Below are 23,870 nucleotides of genomic sequence, written 5' to 3'. Positions count from 1 at the left end.
GAGCGGAGTCGAGAACTTGGGGGAGCGAGCAACCCAGCACGATCCGCAGACGAGCACGCTGCTACCCACCCACCCCAGGAATCCGGGGCGGAGCCCCGAAGCGGGGTGCAGGGGGCGCAGCCCCCGCCCGGGGGTCCGGGGGCCCAGCCCCCGGGAAACCACCTCCGCCCCCACCCACCCCAGGAGGGTTTGGGGAAGGGGTGGGGAGGGGCCTCACCCCCGGGGGACCAGGACGTTTTCGTTCCGGTGGCCCGCCACATAGTCCGCCACGTTCCGGACCGTCGCCGCCACGATCTGCCCCACCGCGTCCCGCGTGTAGTACGCCTGGTGCGACGTCACCACCACGTTCGGGAACGTCACCAGCCGCGCCAGCGTGTCGTCCTCGACGACCTCCAGCGACTTGTCGAGGAAGAAGAGGCCCGCCTCGGCCTCGTACACATCGAGCCCCACCCCCGCGAACCGCCCCGCCCGCACCTCGCTCACCAGCGCCTCCGTGTCCACCAGCCCACCCCGACTGGAGTTCACCAGGATCGCGTCGTCCTTCATCAGCTTCAGCGCCGCCCGGTCGATGAGGTGATGCGTCGACGGCAGCAGCGGCACATGCAGACTGACCACGTCCGCGTCGGCCAGCAGCTCGTCCTTCTCGACGTACTTCATGCCGAGCTCCAGGCACGCCGGATTCTCCGCCGCGTCCCAGCCGAGCAGGTTCATGCCGAACCCATGGGCGATCCGGGTGAACGCCTCGCCGATCTTCCCGGTGCCGAGCACCCCCGCCGTACGCCCGCGCAGATCGCGGCCCATCAGCCCGTCGAGCCGGAAGTCGAAGTCCCGGGTGCGGTTGGAGGCGCGGACGATCCGGCGGTTGACCGCCATCGCCAGGGTCCAGGCGAACTCGGCCACGGAGTGCGGCGAGTAGTACGACACCCGCGCCACCGTGATGCCGAGCCGCTCCGCGACCTCCAGGTCGATGTTGTTGAACCCCGTCGAACGCTGGGCGATCATGTGCGTCCCGCCCACCGCCAGCGTCTGCAGCACCGACCGGTCCAGGACGGCGTTCACGCTGGTCGAGATCACCTCGTACCCGGCCGCGATGGGCGCGGTGTCCTCGGTGAGGAACACGTCGAGGCACCGGACGTCGTGCTGCCCCACGAAGCCCGCCTCGATCAGCGGCCGCTCGTCAGCCTGCACACCGAAGGCCAGGATGTCCATGGGTCTCACCTAGGGTCGGGGGCGCGGGCGGCGGCGATCACGGGCCGGACGGTCCCCCGCCCTTTGCCCCGAATGGCGCATATCGCGCGCATCACGCCGAATATCGCGAATATACGGCCCATCCCCGCGCCCCGCCCGCCGCCAGGCACCCGCACCCCGCCTGCTGCCCCCTGCCCGCAGCAAGGCGACACCCCTCAGCCGAAGAACACCCCCACCTCCGCATACAGCGCCGGATCCACCGTCTTCAGCCGCGACGTCGCCTCCGCGATCGGCACCCGGACGATGTCCGTGCCTCGCAGCGCGACCATCTTGCCGAAGTCGCCGTCCCGTACCGCCTCGATCGCGTGCAGCCCGAACCGGGTGGCCAGCCAGCGGTCGAAGGCGCTGGGAGTGCCGCCGCGCTGGACGTGGCCCAGGACCGTGGTGCGGGCCTCCTTGCCCGTGCGCTTCTCGATCTCCTTGGCCAGCCACTCCCCCACGCCCGAGAGCCGCACATGGCCGAAGGAGTCCAGCGTGCCGTCCTTCAGGACCAGCTCGCCGTCCTGCGGCATCGCGCCCTCGGCGACCACCACGATCGGCGCGTACGACGCCTTGAAGCGGGAGGTGATCCAGCCGCAGACCTGGTCGACGTCGAAGCGCTGCTCGGGGATGAGGATGACGTTGGCTCCGCCCGCCAGGCCCGAGTGGAGCGCGATCCAGCCCGCGTGGCGGCCCATCACCTCGACGACCAGGACCCGCATATGGGATTCGGCCGTGGTGTGCAGGCGGTCGATGGCCTCCGTCGCGATGCCGACCGCCGTGTCGAAGCCGAAGGTGTAGTCGGTCGCGGAGAGGTCGTTGTCGATCGTCTTCGGCACGCCGACGCACTTGATCCCGTACTCGTCGCTCAGCCGGGTCGCCACACCCAGGGTGTCCTCGCCGCCGATCGCGATCATCGCGTCGATCTCGTGCTTGGCCAGGTTCTCCTTGATGCGGCGCACCCCGTCCTCGGCCTTGAGGGGGTTGGTGCGCGAGGAGCCGAGAACGGTGCCGCCACGGGGCAGGATGCCGCGCACGGCGGGGATGTCGAGCTTGACGGTGTCGCCCTCCAGCGGGCCGCGCCAGCCGTCCTTGAACCCGGTGAACTCGTATCCGTACTCCTGCACGCCCTTGCGGACGACGGCCCGGATGACGGCGTTGAGCCCGGGGCAGTCGCCGCCTCCGGTCAGTACTCCGACTCGCATGGAATTGTCCCTTCGCCGTGGCAGACGCGTGGAAAGACCTATACGGGCCACGCTAATGGTGACCCAGGTCACTCCGGGATGGGACGAAACGTCAATTCCGGGAATTCAAAGGGGTGTTGACGGCCTTTCATTCACCCGTACGAGCGTTGTACGGGCGGACGCCCGCGCCCCACCCCCGTACCCGGCGAACGACCGCTCAGCCCTCGTCCAGGCCCTGCTCTATCGCGTACCGGACCAGCTCCACGCGGTTGTGCAGCTGGAGCTTGCCCAGGGTGTTCTGGACGTGGTTCTGGACCGTGCGGTGCGAGATGACCAGGCGCTCGGCGATCTGCTTGTACGAAAGCCCCTTCGCCACCAGCCGCAGCACCTCGGTCTCGCGCTCGGTGAGCTGCGGGGCCTTCGGCTCGTCGGGGGCGGCGGGCGCCGGGTCCGAGGCCAGCCGGCGGTACTCGCCGAGGACCAGACCGGCCAGGCCCGGGGTGAACACCGGGTCGCCGGCCGCCGTGCGGCTCACCGCGTCCGTCAGCTCCTCGGTGCTCGCCGACTTCAGCAGATAGCCGGTCGCGCCGGACTTCACCGCCTCCAGGACGTCCGCGTGCTCGCCGGAGGCGGACAGGACCAGGACCCTGAGCGCCGGGTTGGCGCCGACCAGCTCCTTGCAGACCTGGACGCCCGGCATCCCGGGCAGGTTCAGGTCCAGGACCAGCACGTCCGGCGTGACCGCCTGGGCCCGGCGGACCGCCTGCGGGCCGTCCCCGGCGGTGGCCACCACGTCGAACCCGGCGGCCGCCAGGTCGCGCGCGACCGCGTCGCGCCACATCGGGTGGTCGTCGACCACCATCACCTTCACGCTCTGCCGCTCGATCGACTGCGTCATACCTTCGCCCTCCCCCGTGGAACCTTCAGCTCTACTTCCGTGCCCTGGCCCGGCACCGAGATCAGCTCGGCGGTGCCGCCCAGGTCCCGCAGCCGGCCGCGGATCGAGAGGGCGACGCCCAGGCGCCCCTCCCCCTCGGCCTGCGCGAGCCGGCCCGCCGGGATTCCGGGACCGTCGTCCCGTACCGTGACGATCACTTCGTCCCCCCAGTCCTCGACCAGGATCCAGGCCTGGGCGGACTCCCCCGCGTGTCTGTGGACATTGTCCAACGCGGCACTGACAGCGGCGGCCAGCTCGCGCGCCGCCGGGGGCGGGAGCAGCACCGGAGCGCCGGGCTCCGCCAGTGAGACCCGCGATCCGGCGTGCGGGGCGAGCAGCGCGCGCAGGTCGAGCTCGGCCCCTTCGGGGTCCGCCCGTCCGTCGTCATCGTCGTCGACCGTGCGGACCAGGGCGCCGAGCGCCGGGTCCTCGGACGCGCGCGTGGTGGGCACCAGGCCGCTGGAGACCAGGGTGCGCAGCGCGACCTCCTGCTCCCCGGCCATCCGGCCGAGCTCGGCCGCCTCGCCGCCGAGCGCCGTGCCCCGGCGCTGCACCATGGCGAGGACCTGGAGGACGCTGTCGTGGATGTCCCTGGCCAGCCGCTCCCGCTCGCGGGTGGCGGCCTCGATCTCCAGGGCGCGGGCGAGGGTGGCCTCACTCGCCCGGGCGACCTCCACCACGTAGCCGATGGCGACCGAGGCGACCCAGACGAGCAGCACGTTGTGGAGCGTGTCGCGGGTGGGTGCGCCGCGCTCGACCAGGTTGGCGGCGGCGACCAGGGACGAGGCGAAGGCGGCCCAGCGCCAGCCGCCCTTGATGGCGAAGGCGAGCACGGAACCCGCGGCCCATATGGTCGGCAGGGTCGGCCCGTTCACCGTCCGGGCGTCGGCGTCGGCCAGCGGGGTGATCAGGATGCCGGTGAGCGCGATCGTGAGGTCGGCGCCCAGGAACCGCTTGGTGCAGCTCGCCGCGTTCGCCACCCGGGGCAGCGTCGCCAGCGTCCACACCGCGAGCACCGACAAGAAGGCGATGCCCACCCAGGGGCGCTCGTAGTGCCGGTACTCCGAGACGAAGACCAGCACCGCGTACACCATCGTCAGTACGCGGTACGCGGTGAGCGCGCGCCACAGCGGCAGCTCGACCGACATCCTGATGACGCGCTCGCGCTTCGCCATGCTCCCCAACCCCTGAGACGAACGGGCCCAGCCGACTGAGCGGACGTGCGGCAGTCCGATGCGGTTCCGGGCGCCTTGAGGGGCGCGGGGAACTGCGCGACCAGCCACGCACGGTCCGCAGCCGAATCGACCGCACTTCCGCGGAGCGGTCAGTCTCCCGGCCGTTCCGCCCGCTTGGCCTGCTCGGCCTCGCGGGAGCGCTCCGCCTTCTCGGCGGCCTTCTCCTCGTCGGCCTTGCGCTTCGCCTCGTCCGCGATCTGGCGCTTGGCCGCGGTCGCGTAGATGTCCACGTACTCCTGGCCCGAGAGCTTCATGATCTCGTACATGACCTCGTCGGTCACCGAGCGCAGGATGAAGCGGTCGCCCTCCATGCCGTGGTAGCGGCTGAAGTCGAGCGGCTTGCCGATGCGGATGCCCGGGCGCATCAGCTTGGGCATCACCTTCCCGGGCGGCTGGATCTTCTCCGTGTCGATCATCGCGACCGGGATCACCGGCGCGCCGGTGGCGAGGGCCACGCGCGCGAGGCCGCCGGGCTTGCCGCGGTAGAGGCGGCCGTCGGGCGAGCGGGTGCCCTCCGGGTAGATCCCGAACAGCTCACCGCGCTCCAGGACCTCGATGCCGCTCTTGATGGCCGCCTCGCCCGCGCCGCGCGCGCCCGAGCGGTCCACCGGGAGCTGGCCGACGCCCTTGAAGAAGGCGGCCGTCAGCTTCCCCTTCACACCCGGCGAGGTGAAGTACTCCGCCTTGGCGATGAAGGTCACCTTGCGGTCGAGGACCGCCGGCAGGAAGAAGGAGTCCGAGAACGAGAGGTGGTTGCTCGCGAGGATCGCCGGCCCCTCGGCGGGAATGTTCTCAAGGCCCTCCACCCAGGGCCTGAAGGCAAGCTTCAGCGAGCCGCCGATGGAGAACTTCATAGCGCCGTAGATCAACTCGGATGCCTTCCTTTGTCTGTCGAACAGACCTTAACCCGTGTCGGAGCCCCCCTCCCGCGCGCGGGCCGGTGACGGCTCTGGTCGGTGTCAGTCCGGTCGCGTACCGTGAAGTACAACTCCCCCGCCCCTGCTCATGAACAGGAGATCCCGGTGCCCGTCCTCCCTGGAGCCGAGCCGTTCCGCCACGAGGGCGGAGAGGTCGGCGTCCTCCTCTGCCACGGCTTCACCGGTTCCCCGCAGTCGCTGCGCCCATGGGCCGACCATCTGGCCGAGCGCGGCCTGACGGTCTCGCTGCCGCTGCTGCCGGGACACGGCACGCGCTGGCAGGACATGCAGCTCACCGGCTGGCAGGACTGGTACGCGGAAGTGGACCGGGCGCTGCGCGAGCTCCTTGAGCGCTGCACCCAGGTCTTCGTCTTCGGCCTCTCGATGGGCGGCGCGCTCGCGCTGCGGCTCGCGGCGAAGCACGGCGACGACATCGCGGGCCTGGTCCTCGTCAACCCGGGCAACAAGGTGCACGGCCTGGCCGCCCACGCCCTGCCGGTGGTCCGCCACCTCGTCCCGTCCACCAAGGGCATCGCCAGCGACATCGCCAAGGAGGGCGCGGCGGAGGTCGGCTACGACCGGGTGCCGCTGCACGCGGCGCACTCGCTGCGAAAGTTCTTCCAGCTGGTGGACCGTGAACTGCCGCAGGTGACCCAGCCGTTGATCGTGCTGCACAGCCCGCAGGACCATGTGGTGCCGCCCGCCGACTCGGCCCGCGTGCTCGCCCGGGTCTCCTCCACCGACGTCACCGAGATCCTGCTGGAACAGAGCTACCACGTGGCGACGTTGGACCACGACGCGGAGCGGATCTTCGAGGAGAGTTACGCGTTCATCGGCCGCCTCGCTCCGAGCGTCGGGAAGAAGGGGAGCACAACCGGTGGCTGAGCACGACGCGGACCGCGAACCGCAGCCGATCGACGAAGAGGCTGCGTGGGCGGCGATCGTGGCGGGGTACGGCGAGGAGCCGGCCGACCCGCCGGGGACGAAGCCGTTCAAGTCGGTGGAGGACCTGGCGGTCCTGGAGGGCGAGCGGAACGGGACGCCGGGTCCGGCGGCGGACAAGCCCGAGTCGCCGGAGCCGCCGGTGCCGCCCGAGCCGAAGCCGCTGGGCAGCTCGATCGTGTTCGCACCCGGTGTGGGCGGCACCGGCGGCCCGCGCGACTTCAGCGTCGCGGAGCCGTCCGAGGGCGACCTCGACGACGCGGACGAGGGCCACTTCATCCCGCCGGAGCCGCCGCCGCTGCCGGAGGCGGACGTCACGGCGAAGTTCGCCTGGCTGGCGGTGATCGGCGGGCCGCTGCTGATGCTGCTGGCGGCGGTCTTCCAGTGGGAGTTCACCTGGTGGCTCACGACACTGGGCGTGGGCGGCTTCATCGGCGGCTTCGGCACACTGTTCGCCCGGATGAAGCACGACGACGAGGACGACGACGACCCTGGGCGGGGCGCGGTGGTCTGACCCTCACCCCTGGCTCGTCGGGACCCGCAGCGCCGCCAGTACCGGCAGGTGGTCGGTCGCCGCGCGCAGGTCCGCGTCCGGCAGGCCCGTCGGGACTCCGCATCCCAGGACCTCGATCCCCGGCGTCGCGAAGATCGCGTCGATGCGCTGGTGGGGGTCGGCCGGGGTCGAGGTGTACTCCGTACCCCACGGGCGTACCGACCAGCAGTCCTGGAGCGCGGCCGACAGGCGGCGGAACGCGCGGCCGTCCGGGCGGTCGTTGAGGTCGCCGCCCGCGACCGCGTGCTCGACGCCCAGCGCCGCGAGGCGGTCGAGCAGCATCTGGGCCTGGGCCTCGCGCTCGTCCGCCTGGAGGCTCAGATGGCAGCTCAGGACGCCCAGGCGGGCGCCGCCGACCCGTACCACCGCCGTCGCGAAGCCGCGGCGGTGCAGCCCGGGGGTGAGCGGGAGCAGGACGTCCTCGGTGCGCTCCACCGTCGCCCGAAGCGAGCACAGCAGCAGCGGGCCCGCGGCGGTCGCGCCGCCGCTGAGGACCACCAGTTCACTGGCCGCCGCCAGGCGCGCGGCCGCCTTGCGCCAGCGGAAGAACCGCGGCGCCTCCTGGATCAGCACCAGATCGGGGTCGCAGGCGCGGATGACTCTGGTCAGGGCCGCGTTGTCGTCCCGCATCGAGCGGATGTTGTAGCTGAGGACGCGGAGCACGGCCGAGCCGTTCTCCGTACGGGACGCGGGAAGATCCGTGAGCGGCATGGCCCACAACATAGGGCAGCGCCCGCCGCTTCCCCAGGGGACGCGACGGGCGCCGAACATGCGTACGAGCGTGCGTACGGGCCGTGCGGTCAGCCCTGGCGGGCCAGGTCCGCCGCGCCCACCAGACCGGCCTTGTTGCCCAGCTGCGCGGCCAGGACCTGTGCGTGCGGACGCCACTGGCCGCCGATCAGCCAGCGCCGGAACGACTTGCGGATCGGGTCGAGGACCAGCTCGCCCTCGTCCGAGACACCGCCGCCGACGATGAACGCGGAGGGGTCGAAGAGCGAGGCCAGGTCGGCCAGGCCCGCGCCCGCCCAGCGGGCCAGCTCGCGGAAGGAGTCCACCGCGACCGGGTCGCCCTGGCGGGCGGCGGCGCTGATGTGCTTGCCCTCGATGCCCTCGATCGTGCCGTCGCCCAGGCCGAGCAGGATCTCGGCGTTCTCGGGGGTCGCGTTGGCGCGCTGACGGGCGTACCGCACCAGCGCGCGCCCCGAGGCGTACTGCTCCCAGCAGCCCTGGCTGCCGCAGCCGCACAGCAGGCCGTCCGGCACGACCCGGATGTGGCCGAACTCGGCGGCCACGCCGAAGCGGCCGCGGCGCAGCTTGTTGCCGATGATGATGCCGCCGCCCAGGCCCGTGCCGAGCGTGATGCAGATGACGTCCTCGTGGCCCTGGCCGGCGCCGAACTTGTACTCGCCCCAGGCCGCCGCGTTCGCGTCGTTCTCGACGACCACGGGCATCCCGACGCGCTGCTCGACCTTGTCCTTCAGCGGCTCGTGGCGCCAGTTGATGTTGGGCGCGAAGAGGACGGTGGCGCGCTTGTCGTCGACGTAACCGGCGGCACCGATGCCGACGGCCTCGATCTCGTGCCCCTTGCCCGCCCCTTCGACGGCGGCGCAGATCGCGTCCACGATGGCGTCAGCGGTCGGCGGCGTGGGCACGGTGTGCGTTTCGAGGATGTGGCCCTCCTCGTCGACCACTCCCGCCGCGATCTTGGTGCCGCCGATGTCGACGCCGATGGTGAGTCCCATTAAGTCCCTCAGTTTTCGGTCGAGCCCCGCTGAGGCCAACCGTACCCGAGGGCGGGCACCGGATCGTCAGTCCAGGTCGATGTGCTCGGCCGGGCCCGGGCCGCCGCCGTCCTCGTCCTTCTTCGGCCGCTGTGAGGCCCAGCGCCGCTCATGGCCCTCGACGGCGGAGCGGTAGGCGGCGAGCAGTTCGCCGCCGGCCGCGGCCAGGTGGTCGAAGACGTCCGGGTTGCGCTCGATGACCGGCTCGACCGCGGCCTTGGCCTGGCTGATCAGCTGCTGCACGGCGCTCTGCGCGGCCATGCCGGGCAGCGAGGACTGGATCCCCGAAAGACCGGCGACCTTGTCGGCGACGGCGTCGACCAGCTTGCGCAGCTCCTCGGCGGCCGAGCCGGGCGGCTGGCCGTGCTCGGCGCGGCGGCGCGCCTTCTCGGCTGCGAGGTCCTCGGCGCACGCGTCGGCCCAGGCATCCGCGTCGGAGGCGGGACGCTCGGTGGCTTCGCTCATGGCGGACTCCAGCTACTGAGGAGAAGGGTCGTGTTCTCTCGACGTTACCCGAATGGGGGTACGGCGTTCAGTGTGCGCGGGGCCACAGGGCGGGGTCCGGCGTGAACCGGATCCGCAGGACGCCGTCGGCGAGGGCCGCGCCGGAGACGGTGCAGCGGCGCAGCGCGGACGGCAGGGCGACGATCCGGCGGAACGGTCCGGCGTCCAGCAGGAGTTCATCGCCCCGGCGCACCAGGCCGAGCGCGTCCTTGGCCGCGCCGGGCAGCGGCAGCACCCAGACGAGGACGCCGTCGTCGGCGAGGCGGTCCTCGACGGCCCAGGGCTCGCGCTGTCCCCCGTCGTCCGCGTGCCACAGGCCGCTCTCGCCGGTCGGTCCCCCGACAAGCCCGATCAGTTCGTCGAGCTCGTCGGCGCCCTGCGGCTCGCGCCCCAGGTGCGGGACCTCGTGGACCGCTGCGGCGTCGAACTCCTCGGCCAGCTCCTTGAGCGCGCACTGCTGGCGCCCGGAGAGCCCGGCGAGGAAGGGGTCGGCCGAGCCGGTGGGAAGGACGCGGTTGGCGACCACCGCGTCCAGGCGCAGCCCGTGCAGGGCGAGGCCGAGCCGGGCGGTGCGCAGCGCGGCCGAGGCCGCGGGCCCCGGCTCGGCGACCAGCCGTACGGTCGTCGCCGGGTCGTCCACCACGGCCTGCACGGCGGCCAGCTCGGCGTCCCAGCGGGCGGCCGTCTCGTACAGCGAGCGCGCGGGCATCGGGACGCCGGCCAGCTGGGCGAGGACCGGGCGCAGCGAACGCGCGGCCTGCCGCTCGGGCGGAAGGAGCCGGCGCAGATAGCGGCGCAGCTGCCCGGGCAGGGCGAGGGCCGCGACGCAGGCGTGGGTGGGCGGCATGTCGACGACGACCAGGTCGTGGTCGCCGGTGGCCGACTCGCGCAGCGCCTTGAGCAGGGCGAGCTGGTCGGCGCCGGGCAGCTCGGTCAGCTCCTCGCCGTCCAGGCGGCCCGCGCCGAGCAGGTCGAGCGCCGTCGCGGCGCGGTCCTGGAGCGCGAGGAGTTCGGCGCGGAAGTGGGCGCCCGCGTCGATCCGTACGACGTCCAGGCCCTGGATGTCGTCGCCGCCGAGCAGCCGGGCGAGGCCGTCGTCGCGGTCGGTGTGCAGCAGCAGGGCGCGCTCGCCGCGCCGGGCCGCCGCGAGCGCGGTCGCGGCGGCGACGGTGGTGCGGCCCGCGCCGCCGGGACCGGTGACGAGGACCGTACGCACGATCAGGCCTGCTCGGCCCCGGCGGCGCCGCCGCTCTCGACACGCTTCTTCAGCCCGGCCAGCGCGCGGTCGATGATGACCTTCTCGGCCTTGCGCTTGATCATGCCGAGCATCGGGATCTTGACGTCGACGGTGAGCTGGTAGGTGACCTCGGTGTGGCCGCCGGGGGCGTCCGCGAGGCTGTACGAGCCGTCGAGGGTGCGCAGCATCTGGGACTTGACCAGGCTCCAGCTGACCTGGTCGGTGCCGTGCCAGGCGTACTTCAGGGTGTGGTCGTCCTTGATGGCGCCGGCGTCGAGGACGAGCCGGACCTGCTCGGCGCGGCCCTCGGCGTCCTTGGACAGCACCTCGGCCTCCTTCACCTCTCCGGTCCACTCGGGGTACCGGGCGAAGTCGGCGATCACCCCCATCACGTCGGCCGGTGCCGCCTCGATGGTGATAGACGAGCTGGTGTGTTCCGCCATCGTCGTGGCTCCTCCAGTGCGCGGGCCGCTGTGTGGGGTGGTGCTGTGCAGGCTATCGCGTGCCCGCCGGGCCTCATGCCGGAGGCCGTCTCACCACTCAAGGGCGAACGGCTTGGAGGTGGCGGCGAAGTGGCCGACGTTCACGCACTCGGTGCGCCCGACGCGTACCCGGCGGGCCAGCGGCTGGTGGACGTGGCCGAACAGGGAGTACCGGGGCCTGGTGCGGCGGATGGCTTCGAGGAGCGCGCGCGAGCCGCGCTCGAAGCGGCGGGCGACCGTGTCGTAGACGAGCTCGGGGACCTCCGGCGGGATGTGCGAGCAGAGCACGTCCACCTCGCCGAGCGCTTCGACCTTGGCCGCGTACTCCTCGTCGGAGATCTCGAACGGCGTGCGCATCGGGGTCCGCAGGCCGCCGCCGACGAAGCCGAAGACCCGGCCGCCGATCTCGACCCGCTGGCCGTCCAGGACGGTGGTACCGGGACCCGCGTACTCCGGCCACAGGGACGGTATGTCGACATTGCCGTAGGTGGCGTACGTCGGGGTGGGAAGGGCGGCGAACATCTCGGCGTACTGACGGCGGACGGCCGACTCGATCGCCGCCTCCCGGTCGAGGCCCGCCCAGAGCGAGCGGCCCAGCTCACGGGCCTCCTCGAAGCGGCGGGCGGTGCGCAGGGCGACGATGCGGTCCGCGTTCTCGACGCCGAAGAGGTCGGGGAAGATCCCGCGCGAGTGATCGGCGTAATCGAGGAAAAGGACGAGGTCACCCAGGCAGACGAGGGCGTCCGCGCCGTCCCCCGCCTTCGCCAGTCCGTCGGTGTTCCCGTGCACATCGCTGACCACATGTACTCGCATGCCGACCACCCTAGGCCGCCGGACCTGCGGTTACTTCCGAGTCGCGAAAGGAGTGGACTACTGTGCGTGGAGCGGTGCGAACCGTGTGACGCAGCGAACATCTGGCCAGGACCCCCTATCGGGAACCCACTACCCATGGGTAACGTCCGGGCAGTCCAGTCGTGCTCGGAGCAGATCCCCAACAAGTTGCTCCGGGCACCTGCCCGATCTTGGACCGCAGCCGGTGCGTCACACAGAGCCGTGGCACCGGCGCCCGATGAGGAGCAGCAGTCTTGCGCGAGTTCAGCCTTCCGGCCCTGTACGAGGTCCCCACGGACGGCAACCTGACGGATCTGATCCGCCGCAATGCCGCTCAGCATCCCGATGTCGCGGTCATGGGCCGCAAGGTCGCGGGACAATGGACCGATGTCACCGCCACCCAGTTCCTGGCCGAGGTCCGGGGCGTGGCCAAGGGCCTGATCGCCGCCGGCGTGGAGCCGGGCGACCGGGTGGCCCTGCTGTCGCGGACCCGTTACGAGTGGGTCCTGTTCGACTTCGCCGTCTGGAGCGCGGGCGCGGTCACCGTTCCCGTGTACGAGACGAGCTCGCCCGAGCAGATCCAGTGGATCCTCGGCGACTCCGGCGCCACCCTGTGCGTCGTCGAGTCCGAGGCGCACCTGGCGGCCGTGACCTCCGTGCAGGCCGGGCTGACCGGGCTGAAGGGCATCTGGCAGATCGAGTCCGACGCGGTCGCCGAACTCACCGCCAAGGGCGCCGAGATCTCCGACGAGGTGCTCGACCAGCGGATGTCGTCGGCGCACGCGGACGACGCGGCGACCATCGTCTACACCTCCGGCACCACCGGCCGCCCCAAGGGCTGTGTGCTCACCCACCGCGCCTTCTTCGCGGAGTGCGGCAACGTGGTCGAGCGCCTCAAGCCGCTCTTCCGCACCGGCGAGTGCTCGGTCCTGCTGTTCCTGCCGACCGCGCACGTCTTCGGCCGGCTGGTCGAGGTGGCGTCCGTGATGGCGCCGATCAAGCTCGGCTGCGTACCGGACATCAAGAACCTCACCGATGAACTGGCCTCCTTCCGGCCCACGCTGATCCTCGGTGTGCCGCGCGTCTTCGAGAAGGTCTACAACTCGGCCCGGGCCAAGGCACAGGCGGACGGCAAGGGCCCGATCTTCGACAAGGCCGCGCACACGGCCATCGCGTACAGCCGCGCGCTGGGCACCCCGCAGGGCCCCTCGATCGGCCTCAAGATCAAGCACAAGGTCTTCGACCGGCTCGTCTTCAGCAAGCTGCGCGCGGTGCTCGGCGGCCGGGGCGAGTACGCGATCTCCGGCGGCGCGCCGCTCGGCGAGCGCCTGGGCCACTTCTACCGGGGCATCGGCTTCACGGTCCTGGAGGGCTACGGCCTCACCGAGTCCTGCGCCGCGACCGCGTTCAACCCCTGGGACCGGCAGAAGATCGGCACGGTCGGCCAGCCGCTGCCCGGCTCCGTGGTGCGCATCGCGGACGACGGAGAGGTGCTGCTGCACGGCGAGCACCTGTTCACGGGGTACTGGAACAACGAGGCGGCGAGCGCCGAGGCGCTGGCCGACGGCTGGTTCCACACCGGCGACATCGGCACCCTCGACGAGGACGGCTACCTCGCGATCACCGGCCGCAAGAAGGAGATCATCGTCACGGCGGGCGGCAAGAACGTCGCCCCGGCGGTGATCGAGGACCGCATCCGCGCGCACGCGCTGGTCGCGGAGTGCATGGTGGTCGGCGACGGACGGCCGTTCGTGGGCGCGCTGGTCACCCTCGACGAGGAGTTCCTGGCCCACTGGGCCGCCGACCACGGCAAGCCGGCCGGCTCGACGGCGGCCTCGCTGCGCGAGGACGCGGAGCTGCTCGCGGAGGTGCAGCGGGCGGTGGACGACGGCAACGCGGCGGTCTCCAAGGCGGAATCGGTGCGGAAATTCCGCATTCTCACCTCCCAGTTGACGGAGGAGGCGGGGCACATCACCCCGTCGCTGAAGCTCAAGCGCAATGTCGTGGCGAAGGACTTCGCGGACGAGATCGAGGCGATCTACGCCCACTGATCAGTCGGGCCTGATCACTCGGGTGTGATCACTTCGCGGTGTCCTGCGCGAGGACGCGCTGGACGTTGCGCTCGGCGAGCGCGGTGATCGTGACGAACGGGTTGACGCCGATGGAGCCGGGGATGAGGGCTCCATCGGTGACGTACAGGCCCGGATACCCCTTCACCCGCCCGTAGTCGTCGGTCACCCGCCCCAACGGGCAGCCGCCGAGCGGGTGGTAGCAGAAGCCGTCGGCGAACGGCGTGTTGTTGCCGAAGAGGTCGTACCGGTAGATCGTCGCGTTCATGAGGTTGATCCGGTCGAAGAGCTTCTTCGTCGCGTCGACCGCGGGCTGGTTCTGCGCCCTGGTCCAGTCGAGCCTGGCCGAGTCGGTCGCCGGGTCGTACGAGAAGGTGCCGCGCTGCGGGTTCTTGGTGATCGCCAGATACAGGCTCACCCAGTGCTCGAACCCCATCGGGAGCGGGGCGATCTCGGCGAAGACCGGGTTGGCGGTGTTGTCCCAGTCGTCGATGCCGAGCGCGGGCATCGTGGCCTCGTTGGCACCGACGGTGTCCCACATGTGGTTGGCGCGGGCCGTCATGATGTTGCCGTTGGTGCCCCAGCCGGTGCCGACGGCGGGGTCCAGGGCGGGCAGGGTGCCCGTCTCGCGGGCGCGCAGCAGCAGTTCGGTGGTGCCGAGGCTGCCCGCGCCGAGGAAGAGCTTCCCGCAGCCGATCTCCCGTGTCTCGACGACCTTGCCGCTCGGATCGGTCCGGTCGGCGGTGACGACGTACGTGCCGTCCGGCTGCCTGCGGATGGCGCGGGCGTGGTGCAGGGTCTCGATGGTGACGTTGCCGGTGCCGAGGGCGGCGGCGAGGTAGGTCTTGTCCACCGACCGCTTGCCGTAGTTGTTGCCGTAGATGACCTCGCCCGCGAGCGCGGACTTGGTGGCGGTACCGGCGGCCTCGCGCTGCATGTACCCGAAGTCGTAGACGTTGGGTACGAAGACGGTCTTGAGGCCGGCGTTCTGCGCCGCCTTGCGCGAGGTGCGGGCGAACTTGTACCACTCGGTGGACTCGAACCAGGCCGGGTCGATCGTGTTCACGCCGAGCATGGCGTTGGCGCGCGGGAAGTACGTGGCGTACATCTCGGCGGCGTCGACCTGGGGCAGGACCTCGGCGAAGTAGTCGCGGCGGGGGGTGACGGCCATGCCGCCGTTGACGAGCGAGCCGCCGCCGACGCCGCGGCCCACGTAGACGGACATGTCGCCGTAGTTCACCCGGTCCAGTACGCCGGGGTACGGGCTGATCGTCTTGTTGACGACATCGAGCCAGAGGAACGTGGCGAGAGGGGCCTCTGTGCGGGTGCGGAACCACATCGATCGCTGGTCCGGGTCGGCGGTCGAGCAGAAGATCTTGCCGTCCGCGGCGGGGGTGTTCCAGAGTCTGCCCATTTCCAGGACAAGGGTCTGGATGCCGGCCTGCGCGAGTCTCAGTGCGGCCACGGATGCGCCGTAGCCGGAGCCTATGACCAGGGCGGGGGTGTAGGTGGCGTCTTGCGGCTGCTTGGGCTCTGCCGCGTGGGCGGGGGTGAGGGTGATTTTGGTGAGGCCGAGGAGTGCGGCCGCCTGGAGGGCGCCGAGGCCCAGTAGGTGACGGCGCGTCAGATTTGGTGTCATGCGCGCAGCATGGGCGGAATTTGGGCTTCCGCCCAGCGTTCACGTTGTCTTAAATCTGAGTGACCGTCAGGGGTGGGAGTGTGGTGGGCCGGGGCGCGTTGTCGTTTGGCTGCGGCCCGGCGGGGGGCTGGTCGCGCAGTTCCCCGCGCCCCTTGATGGGCCCTTCGGGCCCTCCTAGGGGCGCGGGCGAGCCCCGACGGACCGCAGGCGACCATCCGGCCGCGCCGGGACGACCCACCCCCTACAGCAGCTCGCGCAGCTTGTCCGCCAGTAGGTCCCAGCGCCATTTCTCCTCCACCCAGGCCCTGCCCCGCTCCCCCATGCGGCGGCGCAGGTCCGGGTCCTGGAGGAGGGTGGTGATGCGGTCCGCCGCGTCCTCCGGGGAGCCTCCCCGCACCACCCAGCCCGTTTCGCCGTCCAGGACCGCGTCGGGAGCGCCGCCCGAGTCGCCCGCCACCACCGGCAGGCCGGTCGCCGAGGCCTCCAGGTAGACGATGCCCAGGCCCTCCACGTCGAGGCCGCCCCGGCGCGTACGGCAGGGCATGGCGAAGACGTCGCCGGCGCCGTAGTGCGCGGGCAGTTCGGCCCACGGGACGGAGCCGGTGAAGCGGACCGAGGGCGCGACCCCGGTCTCCTCGGCCAGTTTGCGGAGCTCCTTCTCGTACGGGCCGCCGCCCACGATCAGCAGCACCGCGTCCGGCACGCGCGCGAGGATCGCGGGCATCGCGAGGATCAGGGTGTCCTGGCCCTTGCGGGGGACCAGGCGGGAGACGCACACGACCACCGGGCGGTCGGTCAGGCCGAGGCGGGCGCGGACCTCGGCGCCGCCCGAGCCCGGGTGGAAGGTCTTCTCGTCCACGCCCGGCGGCAGTTGGACCATCCGGTCGGCGGCCCGCTCGGTGAGCGCCGTCGCGATCCGGGACCGGGTGTACTCACCCAGATAGGTGATCGTGTCCGTGCCCTCGCCGATCCGCCGCAGCAGTTGGCGCGAGCCGGGCAGTTGGGCCCAGCCCGCCTCGTGCCCGTGCGTGGTGGCGACCAGGCGTTCGGCGCCCGCCCGGCGCAGCGCGGGGCCCATCAGGCCGAGCGGCGCCGCCGCCCCGAACCACACCGAGGAGCAGCCGTGCTCCTTGAGCAGGCCCACCGCGCGGCGGGTCACCCGGGGCGTCGGCAGCAGCATCGTGGTGCTGTCGCGCACCACGGTGAAGGGCTGCTCGGCGTCGAAGGCCGCGGTCGCCTCGACGCCCTCGCGGCTGCGCTTCCAGGTCGAGGCGTAGACGACGAGCCGCTCGGGGTCGAGCCGCAGCGCCATGTTGTGCAGGAACGCCTGGATGCCGCCGGGGCGCGGCGGGAAGTCATTGGTCACGATCAGGGTCTTGTGCATCGCCGCCGACAGTACCGAACGGCCCCGCCTCATCGCTCGGGCACGCCCCCGCCCGGCATCATGACTGCTCCGGCCACGGGAATGACCGCAGGGACGACGGACGAGGTGTGGATGTCCTCAGCTAACGGCGTGGGACGAGGGAAGGGCGCGGGCGCGATCATCGCGGTGTTCGCCGTCAGCCGGTGTCTGCTGCTCCTGTGCGTCTTCCGGGTCCTGGTCGTCCCGGGCCCGGACGTCACCAGCGACGTCGACGTCATCTACCAGGGCTGGTACGAGGTGCTGCGCACCGGCACGTATCCGCTCGACGACGTCACCTGGCAGTACCCGCCGGCCGCGGCCCTCGCCATCCTCGCGCCCGGCGCCGTCCCGTTCCTCGGCTACCCGTCCGCCTTCTTCGTCCTGGCGTCCCTCGCCGACTGCGCGGTCTTCGCACTGCTGTTGTACGCGAGCGGGCGGGCCGGGAAGTCCCGTACGGGCTCGTGGATCTGGGTCTGGGGCGTGGCGCTGCTCGGGCCGACCGCGTACGCGCGCTACGACCTGATGGTGACGGCCGTCGCGGTGGCCGCGCTGCTCGCCGGGGTGCGGCGGCCGCGGGTGCTCGGCGCGCTCGCCGCGTTCGGCGCGCTGCTCAAGGTCTGGCCGGTGCTGCTGCTGGCCCGGGCGCCCCGCCGGGCCTGGGCGAGTGCGGCGGTGACGGCCGTCGGGTTCCTGCTGCTGTGCCACGCGCTCGCGCCCGGCGCCTTCGCGTTCCTCACCTTCCAGCGCGAGCGGGGCACCGAGGTCGAGTCGCTGGGCTCGCTCGTCTTCCATGTCGCCCGCCACGTCGGCTGGCAGGGACACGTGCAGCTCAACTACGGGTCGGTGGAGTTCCTGGGTCCGTATGTCCCGCTGGTCTCCACGCTGGCCATGGGGCTGACCGCCGTGGCGTTCGGCTGGCTGCTGCTGTGGCGGCTGCGGGCCCGTGGGGGCGGACCCGGCACGCTCGCGGACGCCGCCTTCACCGCCGTTCTGCTCTTCACCACCACCAGCCGGGTGATCAGCCCGCAGTATCTGATCTGGTTGGTCGGGCTCGCGGCGGTGTGCCTGGTCTTCCCGGACAGCCCGATGACCCGCCCGGCGAAGCTGGTGCTGGCCGCGGCCGGGGTGACGCTGCTCGAATTCCCGCTGCTGTTCTCGCATGTGGTGGCGAGCGACTGGCTGGGGGTGCTGCTCCTGCTCGTACGCAACGGACTGCTCGTCGTGGCGTCGGTCGGCGCGTGCCGGCGGCTGTGGCGCGCCACGGTCCCGGGCCGGGACGCGTCGGCCGGGGTGGCCCGGGTGTTCTCCGCCCTGGCCGCTCAGGCCAGCCGGTCGCGTACGTAAGCGCGCCACAGAGCGGTGAACTCCCTCGGCGTGGTGCCCAGTTCGTCGTTCATCGCCTTCTCCACGGCGCCCTCGCGGTGCTTCTGCCCGCCCACCTCCGCGTAGAACGCGGCGAGCCTGTCCTCGCCCCAGCGCTGGGCGATCAGGGAGCAGGCCAGCCAGCCGCCCTCGTACGCGCGGGCCAGCCGGTCGGCGCCGCCCTCGAAGCCGAAGTCCGCGTCCAGGGGCAGCTCGTCGGGCAGCTCGCCGCGCCGCACCGCCTGCTGGAGTTCGGGCGCGGCCTGGGCGGCGGTGCGCCCGGTGCCCCGGTAGCCCACCCAGTCGGCATAGCCCTCGGAGAGCCACATCGGGGTCGCGGGCGAGGTGCGGGCGCGGGTGGCGACATGGGTGGTCTCGTGGGTGAGGACGACCTGTTTGCCGAGGTCGCCGAGGACTCCGTACGCCTCGGGGTTGACGATCACCCGGTCCGCGGGGGCCGCCGCGGACGCGCCCGCCTCGCCGGTGGTCACCGCCGCGATCCCCCGGTACGACGCGGCGGGCGCCCCGAGCAGCGCCGCCATCGAGTCGAGCGAGGCGGGCACCAGGACGACCACCTTGCCCGCCCACCTGCCGGGCCAGGCCGCCGAGACGGCGGGCACCGCCCGGTCCTCGGTCCGGGCGATCTCCTGGAGCAGCGCGCGGTCCTGGCCGACGCCGAGGACCAGGCTGTGCGTGCCGCGCAGCACGGTGACCGGGCCCTGCTGCCACAGCGGCTGGGCGGCGCCCTCGTCCGGCCGGTCGGAGGTGACGTACCAGCGCCCGGCGCGCTCGCCGAGCTCCACGACCCGGGCCGAGACCACCGGCGCGCTGTCGTACCCGTCGACGCGGTAGCTCAGCTCCACCCGGGCGCTGGCCCGCGCGCCGGTGTGGCTCAGGCCCGTCACCCGGTACGCCCAGGCGCTCAGCGGGACCTGGCGCAGATTGCCGAACTCGGCCCGCTGGGCGTCCCGCAGCGTCCCGGCGGCCGGGTCCACCGCGTCGAGGTAGCCGCGCTCGTCGTGGCGCAGGACGGCGGCCGCGCGGCCGTCGAGGGTGCTCTGGATCTGTCGGGCGGTGGTGTCGGGGGCCGCGGCCGGGGCCGAGCAGGCGGAGGCGAGCAGCAGCGCCGCGAGCCCGCAAGCCGCCGTGCGCCGCCGCCACCCGCCGCTGAACCGCCGTATCGCCATCCCCCCGATCGTACGGGTCAGACGCGGGTGACCGAGGAGACGGGCATCATGCCCACCGGGTCGTAGCGCACCGGCGCGCCCGGGTAGGGGGCGTGGATGACCTGCCCGTTGCCCACGTACATCGCGACATGGCTGGCGTCCGCGCGATAGACGACGAGGTCGCCGGGGCGCGCCTCGGAGAGCGGCACCTGGTGTCCGGCGTACCGCTGCGCCTGCGAGGTGCGCGGCAGGCCCACGCCCGCCTGGGCGTACGACCACTGCATCAGGCCCGAGCAGTCGAACCCGGACGGCCCGTTGGCGCCCCAGATGTAGGGCCGGCCGAGCGCCTGGCGGGCCGCGAGCACGGCGGCCGCGGCCCGGCCGGAGGCGGGCACCGCACCGCCCAGGTCCGGGGTGCGGCCGCCGCCGCGCGAGGCGCGGTCGAAGGCGGCGCGGTCGGCGGTCGGCAGCGCGTTGAGCGCCCGGCGGGCCTCGGCGAGCTTGGACTCGACGGTCCGCTTGTGCCGGGCCACCTCGACACGGCTGCGCTCCAGCTCGGCGAGTTTGCGGGTGGCCTCGGTGCTCTGCTGGCCGATCCGCCGCATCTCCTGCTGGAGTTCGCGCAGCTGCGTGCTCTGGCGCTCGCTGAGCCGGTCGAGGGCGGCGGCCTTGTCGAGATAGCTGTCCGGGTTCTCGGAGAGCAGCAGCGCGAGCGAGGGGTCCAGGCCCCCGGAGCGGTACTGGGCGCCGGCGATGGCGCCGAGCGCGCCCCGCATCCGGTTGATCCGCTCCTGGCCCCGGGCGACGCTGTCCTGTGCGTCACGGACCTGCCGGCGCAGCTCACCGGCGCGCTCGTCCGCCTTGTCGTACTCCTCGGTCGCCTTCTCCGCCTGGGCGAAGAGGCGGTCGACCCGGGCCTTGCCGGAGTCAGCCGGGTCGGCGCTCGCCGGTGCCGCGAAGGCCGCGGCCGCGGTGGCCGCCGCCGCTGACAGAACGGTGACCCGGGTGCTCTGGCCGAGGCCGGGCTGCGTGGGACGGCGATGGGACGCCACGTGAAGCCGCACTCCTTCCGGCGGTGCGGCCCCTGCCGCCCGGGCGGGCGGACGAGTGGGAGGTTCACGGGGGCACCGCACGCCGGACAGTAGCCGGACAGCTGCGGGCGGCCAACGACCCTTGCGTCTACGCAAAGTGACGCCCCACCGGAGAACACAGGTCACCGGCGGGGCGTGGCGTCAGCGTGAGTTGCCGGAATTCGCCCGTTCGGGCGCCGTCGGCAGTCGACCCTTATGGGCCGTACGCGTCATGCGGGGCGTCAGCCGATGCGGACGCCGAACTGGAACGGCATGTTGTCCATCGCCTCGTAGCGCACCACCGCGCCCGGCTTCGGGGCGTGCAGCACCTGGCCGTTGCCCGCGTAGAGGCCGACGTGGTGCAGGTCGCCGTAGAAGAGCACCAGGTCGCCGGGCTTGAGCTGGCTGCGGCCTATCTGGGTGCCGGCGGTCGCCTGCTCCTGCGAGGTGCGGGGTATGTTCACGCCCGCCTGGCGGTAGGCCCAGGAGGTGAGCCCGGAGCAGTCGAACGAGGCGGTGCCGGTGGCGCCGTAGACGTACGGCTTGCCGAGCTGGGACTGGGCGGCCGAGAGGGCCGCGGCGCCGCGCTGCGAGGCGGGGACCTCGTTGCCGAGGTCGGCGCTGCGGGTCTCGGTGCGGTTGGCGCGCGCGTCGTCGGCCGCCAGCGACGCCTTCTCGGCGGCGGTCAGCGAGTTGAGGAGCTTCTGCGCGTCGGCGAGCTTCGTCTGGGTCTCGGCCTTCTTGTCGCCGAGCTCCTTGCGGGTGTCCGCGAGGTCCTTGAGCTTGTCCTGGGCTTCCTTGCGCTCCTGCGCGAGGCTGCGCTGCTTCGACTGGATCTTCTGCAGCGCCTCGGTCTGCTTGGCGCTGAGCTGGTCCAGGGAGGACGCCTTGTCCAGGAAGTCGTCCGGGTTGGAGGAGAGGAAGAGCTGGACCGAGGGGTCGATACCGCCCGAGCGGTACTGCGCCGAGGCCATCGAACCCAGGCCGTCGCGCAGCTTGTTGAGCTCGTCCTGGCCGCGGGCCACCTTGTCCTGGAGCGCGCCGACCTGCTTCTCCAGCTGGTCCTGCTTCTCCTTGGCGCCGTTGTACTTCTCCGTCGCCTGCTCGGCCTCGTCGTAGAGCTTGTCGACCTTGGCCTTCACTTCGCTCTTCGAAGGCTTCGGGTCCGCGTGCGCGGCCTGGGACGTGAGAGCGACGGCCGCGGCGGCGGTCGCGGTGAGCACGGTCACACGGGTACGGCTCGCGGGCTTGGGTCGACGGTGGGACGCCACGAAGGCGAGCTCCTTCTTCCTCAGCCGCCGAACAGCGCAGACTCGGCGGGACCTTCACGGTCACCCCGGACGAGTGATCAACCGCGTGAAGGTTCGAGCCCTGACCCTAGTGACCTTCTTGTGATCAGTTCAAATCCCGATGGGGAAAAACTCGGTCGCAAGGAGGATTCTTTACTGTCATCCCACGCGTAGTAATGAGCACTTGACAGAACGCCGGGAACCGATCACCCGAATTCGGGCATTGAACGCACTAGTTGCTAGACGCGCGAAAGCCGCTTCAAGAGCATGACGGACGCGACGGGCCGCGCACCGGCCTTGGCGACGCCGTCCGCGACCTCGCGGTCGGTCGAGACGACCACCACCGGACGCCCCGACGGCTCGGCCCGCACCAGCTGACGGATCAGCTCGTCGGCGGTCACACCGGGCTTGGAGAAGAGCACCCGTACGCCTCTGGGCGGCGCCAGGAGCACCGGGGCGGCGAGCTCGGCCCCGTCGAAGACACAGGTGATCTCGGCGCCGGTCTGCGCGGCGAGCATCGACAGACCGCCGAGCAGCCGCAGCCGCTGCTTCTCCAACGGCATCGTCGGATAGCCGGTCTTGGTGACGTTGTAGCCGTCCACCACCAGGTGCACCTGCGGCAGCGCCAGCAGCTGGTCCAGGAGCGCCGGGTCGGTCTCGGAGAGCGCCCGGGCCGCGATGTCCTTCGGGGTCATCTGGCCGGGGGCGACCGCGTCCACGGTGTCCGCCGGGCGCACCGAGGCCGGGGGCAGCGCCAGTTCGCGCCGCAGCCCGGAGGCCGCGTCCAGGACGGTGTCCAGCAGCAGCCGCAGCCGCATGTCCTCGATGGAGCGCCCCTCGCGCACCGCGCGGCGGCCGGCCTCGACGGACGCCTCGGCCTCACTGAGCCGGGTCTTGAGCCGGCGCGACTCGCTCTCGGCGGCGGCCACCCGGGCCGCCGCCTCCGCTCTGATGCCGTCGATCTCCCCGGTGGCCTTGCGCAGGGCGGCCTCGCCGCGCTTGACGTCGCTGAGCGCGCTGCGCAGCTTGCGCTGGAGCGTTTCGGCTTCCTTGCGGGCGGCGGCCAGGTCGGCGCGCAGCTCCTCGTGCTCGGCGCGGCCCCGCTCGTGCGCCTCGGCCAGCTCCGCGCGCAGCCGCTCCAGTTCGCGCCGGCCCTCCTCGTCGGCGCGCTCGGCGTCGGCGCGCTGCGCCTCCTCGCCCGCGGCGGCGACGAGCTTGACCCAGCCGGTGGGGCGCAGCACATACGCGGCGGCCGCGACGTCCACGGGGTCGGCGGCCGCGGGCGGCGCGCCGGACTCCAGGGCGTCGGCCAGCTCCGGCTGCGCCTCCTTCAGGCGCTCCCCGATGCGCTGGCGGAACAGCGGGTCGGACTCCAGCGCGGCCGCCATCGCGTTGCCCGCGAACTTGGCCCGCCGGATCGGGGTGAACCGGGCGTACTGCCGCAACTGGGCCGGGAGTTCGGTGACGGTCAGCCCGCCGAAGGCGTCCGAGACCAGCGCGACGACCCGGCGCCGCACCCCTTCGGGCAGCGGGCGGTCGAGCACTTCGGCGGGGCCGTCACCGGCAGCACCGGCCGGTTCGGCACCGCTTGCATGCTCCACAATCCGTCACCTCAACTGTCGTCCGTCGCTCACCGGGGCCCCGTCACTGGGAGCCGGAACCCGGCCTGTCCACGAGCTCGATCTGGTCCACCGCGTTGCACCAGCGGCAGCGCACCGACTCGATGGTCTCACTGACCACCTCGCGCTCCTCGACCTTCGGCTCTCCGGCGAGGTCCAGATGGACGTACTCGACGACCTTCGACGAGCGGGTGACGTCGAAGCGGGTGAGGTTGCCGCAGAGCGTGCAGCGCCACCGGGTGTCGGCGGTCGGCTGGGGAACGGTGGTCATGGAGTGCGTCCTTCTTCCATGCTGTCAATGATCGGCCATGGTCCAGGATCTCGCGGTGCGCCGTCGAACTGCGGATGTACTGCCCGTAACCCTACGGCCTACCGGCTGTGCCGGGGCACGGCGAGGCGGTCTGTACCGTTCGCTCCCGTTACG

22 protein-coding genes are annotated in these 23,870 nt (G+C 72.2%); 4 read left to right on the top strand and 18 right to left on the bottom strand.

The annotated features are described in order from the left end of the window. Nucleotides 1-213 precede the first annotated feature (213 nt). From ACGFRG_RS10225 to ACGFRG_RS10205, 5 genes are all read right to left on the bottom strand, one after another. Entirely contained in the window at nt 214-1,209 is a 996-nt protein-coding gene (locus ACGFRG_RS10225) for a 2-hydroxyacid dehydrogenase (protein ID WP_393263012.1), read from the bottom strand. A gap of 194 nt (nt 1,210-1,403) precedes the next feature. After that, nucleotides 1,404-2,432 (bottom strand): 6-phosphofructokinase, encoded by a 1,029-nt coding sequence (locus ACGFRG_RS10220; protein WP_361428051.1) that lies wholly within the window; start codon nt 2,430-2,432, stop codon nt 1,404-1,406. Between the two features lie 196 nt (nt 2,433-2,628). Then, a complete protein-coding gene (locus ACGFRG_RS10215) occupies nt 2,629-3,309 on the bottom strand; it encodes a response regulator (RefSeq protein WP_393263009.1) in 681 nt (226 codons plus the stop codon). After that, the gene (gene macS / locus ACGFRG_RS10210) at nt 3,306-4,523 is read right to left on the bottom strand and encodes a MacS family sensor histidine kinase (protein ID WP_393263006.1); all 1,218 of its coding nucleotides are present in this window, start codon (nt 4,521-4,523) and stop codon (nt 3,306-3,308) included. Before macS ends, ACGFRG_RS10215 begins: the two co-directional genes overlap by 4 nt. A gap of 149 nt (nt 4,524-4,672) precedes the next feature. Further along, complete coding sequence (locus ACGFRG_RS10205) at nt 4,673-5,452, bottom strand: 1-acyl-sn-glycerol-3-phosphate acyltransferase (RefSeq protein WP_361428045.1); 780 nt, start codon at nt 5,450-5,452, stop codon at nt 4,673-4,675. Nucleotides 5,453-5,605: 153 nt separating this feature from the next. On the opposite strand from ACGFRG_RS10205, the gene ACGFRG_RS10200 reads away from it, so the two are divergent. Then, nucleotides 5,606-6,385 (top strand): alpha/beta fold hydrolase, encoded by a 780-nt coding sequence (locus tag ACGFRG_RS10200; RefSeq protein WP_361428043.1) that lies wholly within the window; start codon nt 5,606-5,608, stop codon nt 6,383-6,385. Next, on the top strand, nt 6,378-6,956 hold the full coding sequence (locus ACGFRG_RS10195) for a hypothetical protein (protein WP_361428041.1): 579 nt from the start codon (nt 6,378-6,380) through the stop codon (nt 6,954-6,956). The genes ACGFRG_RS10200 and ACGFRG_RS10195 overlap by 8 nt, the downstream gene beginning before the upstream one ends. Nucleotides 6,957-6,959: 3 nt before the next feature. On the opposite strand, the gene ACGFRG_RS10190 is transcribed toward ACGFRG_RS10195, so the two are convergent. The 6 genes from ACGFRG_RS10190 to ACGFRG_RS10165 form a co-directional block, all read right to left on the bottom strand. Then, entirely contained in the window at nt 6,960-7,706 is a 747-nt protein-coding gene (locus tag ACGFRG_RS10190; RefSeq protein WP_361428039.1) for an endonuclease/exonuclease/phosphatase family protein, read from the bottom strand. Between the two features lie 89 nt (nt 7,707-7,795). Then, complete coding sequence (locus ACGFRG_RS10185; protein WP_361428037.1) at nt 7,796-8,737, bottom strand: ROK family glucokinase; 942 nt, start codon at nt 8,735-8,737, stop codon at nt 7,796-7,798. A gap of 66 nt (nt 8,738-8,803) precedes the next feature. Next, the gene (locus tag ACGFRG_RS10180; protein ID WP_393263000.1) at nt 8,804-9,241 is read right to left on the bottom strand and encodes a DUF5304 domain-containing protein; all 438 of its coding nucleotides are present in this window, start codon (nt 9,239-9,241) and stop codon (nt 8,804-8,806) included. A 67-nt stretch (nt 9,242-9,308) separates the two neighbouring features. Then, complete coding sequence (locus ACGFRG_RS10175; RefSeq protein ID WP_361428033.1) at nt 9,309-10,496, bottom strand: ArsA-related P-loop ATPase; 1,188 nt, start codon at nt 10,494-10,496, stop codon at nt 9,309-9,311. A 2-nt stretch (nt 10,497-10,498) separates the two neighbouring features. Continuing rightward, the gene (locus ACGFRG_RS10170) at nt 10,499-10,960 is read right to left on the bottom strand and encodes an SRPBCC family protein (protein WP_361428031.1); all 462 of its coding nucleotides are present in this window, start codon (nt 10,958-10,960) and stop codon (nt 10,499-10,501) included. 90 nt (nt 10,961-11,050) lie between these two features. Continuing rightward, nucleotides 11,051-11,812: a metallophosphoesterase gene (locus tag ACGFRG_RS10165; protein ID WP_361428029.1), complete on the bottom strand. Its 762-nt coding sequence runs from the start codon at nt 11,810-11,812 to the stop codon at nt 11,051-11,053. Nucleotides 11,813-12,084: 272 nt separating this feature from the next. On the opposite strand from ACGFRG_RS10165, the gene ACGFRG_RS10160 reads away from it, so the two are divergent. Further along, nucleotides 12,085-13,881: an AMP-dependent synthetase/ligase gene (locus ACGFRG_RS10160; RefSeq protein ID WP_361428027.1), complete on the top strand. Its 1,797-nt coding sequence runs from the start codon at nt 12,085-12,087 to the stop codon at nt 13,879-13,881. Between the two features lie 28 nt (nt 13,882-13,909). Here ACGFRG_RS10160 and ACGFRG_RS10155 read toward each other — a convergent pair whose 3' ends face one another. Together ACGFRG_RS10155 and ACGFRG_RS10150 are read right to left on the bottom strand one after the other, a co-directional pair. Continuing rightward, nucleotides 13,910-15,538 (bottom strand): GMC oxidoreductase, encoded by a 1,629-nt coding sequence (locus ACGFRG_RS10155; RefSeq protein ID WP_393262995.1) that lies wholly within the window; start codon nt 15,536-15,538, stop codon nt 13,910-13,912. 241 nt (nt 15,539-15,779) lie between these two features. Further along, the gene (locus ACGFRG_RS10150; protein ID WP_361428023.1) at nt 15,780-16,922 is read right to left on the bottom strand and encodes a glycosyltransferase family 4 protein; all 1,143 of its coding nucleotides are present in this window, start codon (nt 16,920-16,922) and stop codon (nt 15,780-15,782) included. 111 nt (nt 16,923-17,033) lie between these two features. Here ACGFRG_RS10150 and ACGFRG_RS10145 point away from each other — a divergent pair, with 111 nt between their 5' ends. Then, nucleotides 17,034-18,284, top strand: a complete 1,251-nt coding sequence (locus ACGFRG_RS10145; protein WP_393262992.1) for a glycosyltransferase 87 family protein — start codon at nt 17,034-17,036, stop codon at nt 18,282-18,284. Here the strand turns inward: ACGFRG_RS10145 and ACGFRG_RS10140 are convergent. From ACGFRG_RS10140 to ACGFRG_RS10120, 5 genes are all read right to left on the bottom strand, one after another. Next, nucleotides 18,260-19,489, bottom strand: a complete 1,230-nt coding sequence (locus tag ACGFRG_RS10140; RefSeq protein WP_361428019.1) for a hypothetical protein — start codon at nt 19,487-19,489, stop codon at nt 18,260-18,262. The two genes, ACGFRG_RS10145 and ACGFRG_RS10140, sit on opposite strands and share 25 nt — an antisense overlap. Before the next feature lie 17 nt (nt 19,490-19,506). Further along, nucleotides 19,507-20,520, bottom strand: a complete 1,014-nt coding sequence (locus ACGFRG_RS10135) for an NlpC/P60 family protein (protein WP_393262989.1) — start codon at nt 20,518-20,520, stop codon at nt 19,507-19,509. Nucleotides 20,521-20,780: 260 nt separating this feature from the next. After that, nucleotides 20,781-21,809 (bottom strand): NlpC/P60 family protein, encoded by a 1,029-nt coding sequence (locus tag ACGFRG_RS10130; RefSeq protein ID WP_361428015.1) that lies wholly within the window; start codon nt 21,807-21,809, stop codon nt 20,781-20,783. Between the two features lie 257 nt (nt 21,810-22,066). Then, nucleotides 22,067-23,428 carry an NYN domain-containing protein gene (locus ACGFRG_RS10125; RefSeq protein ID WP_393262986.1) on the bottom strand — a complete coding sequence of 454 codons (1,362 nt, stop codon included), beginning with the start codon at nt 23,426-23,428 and terminating at the stop codon, nt 22,067-22,069. A gap of 43 nt (nt 23,429-23,471) precedes the next feature. After that, complete coding sequence (locus ACGFRG_RS10120; RefSeq protein WP_361428013.1) at nt 23,472-23,717, bottom strand: hypothetical protein; 246 nt, start codon at nt 23,715-23,717, stop codon at nt 23,472-23,474. Between the last annotated feature and the right edge of the window lie 153 nt (nt 23,718-23,870).

It is taken from the genome of Streptomyces sp. NPDC048696 (assembly GCF_043198895.1).
In the GTDB taxonomy this organism is placed as follows: Bacteria; Actinomycetota; Actinomycetes; order Streptomycetales; family Streptomycetaceae; genus Streptomyces.
This window is presented reverse-complemented; position numbering and strand designations above follow the sequence as displayed.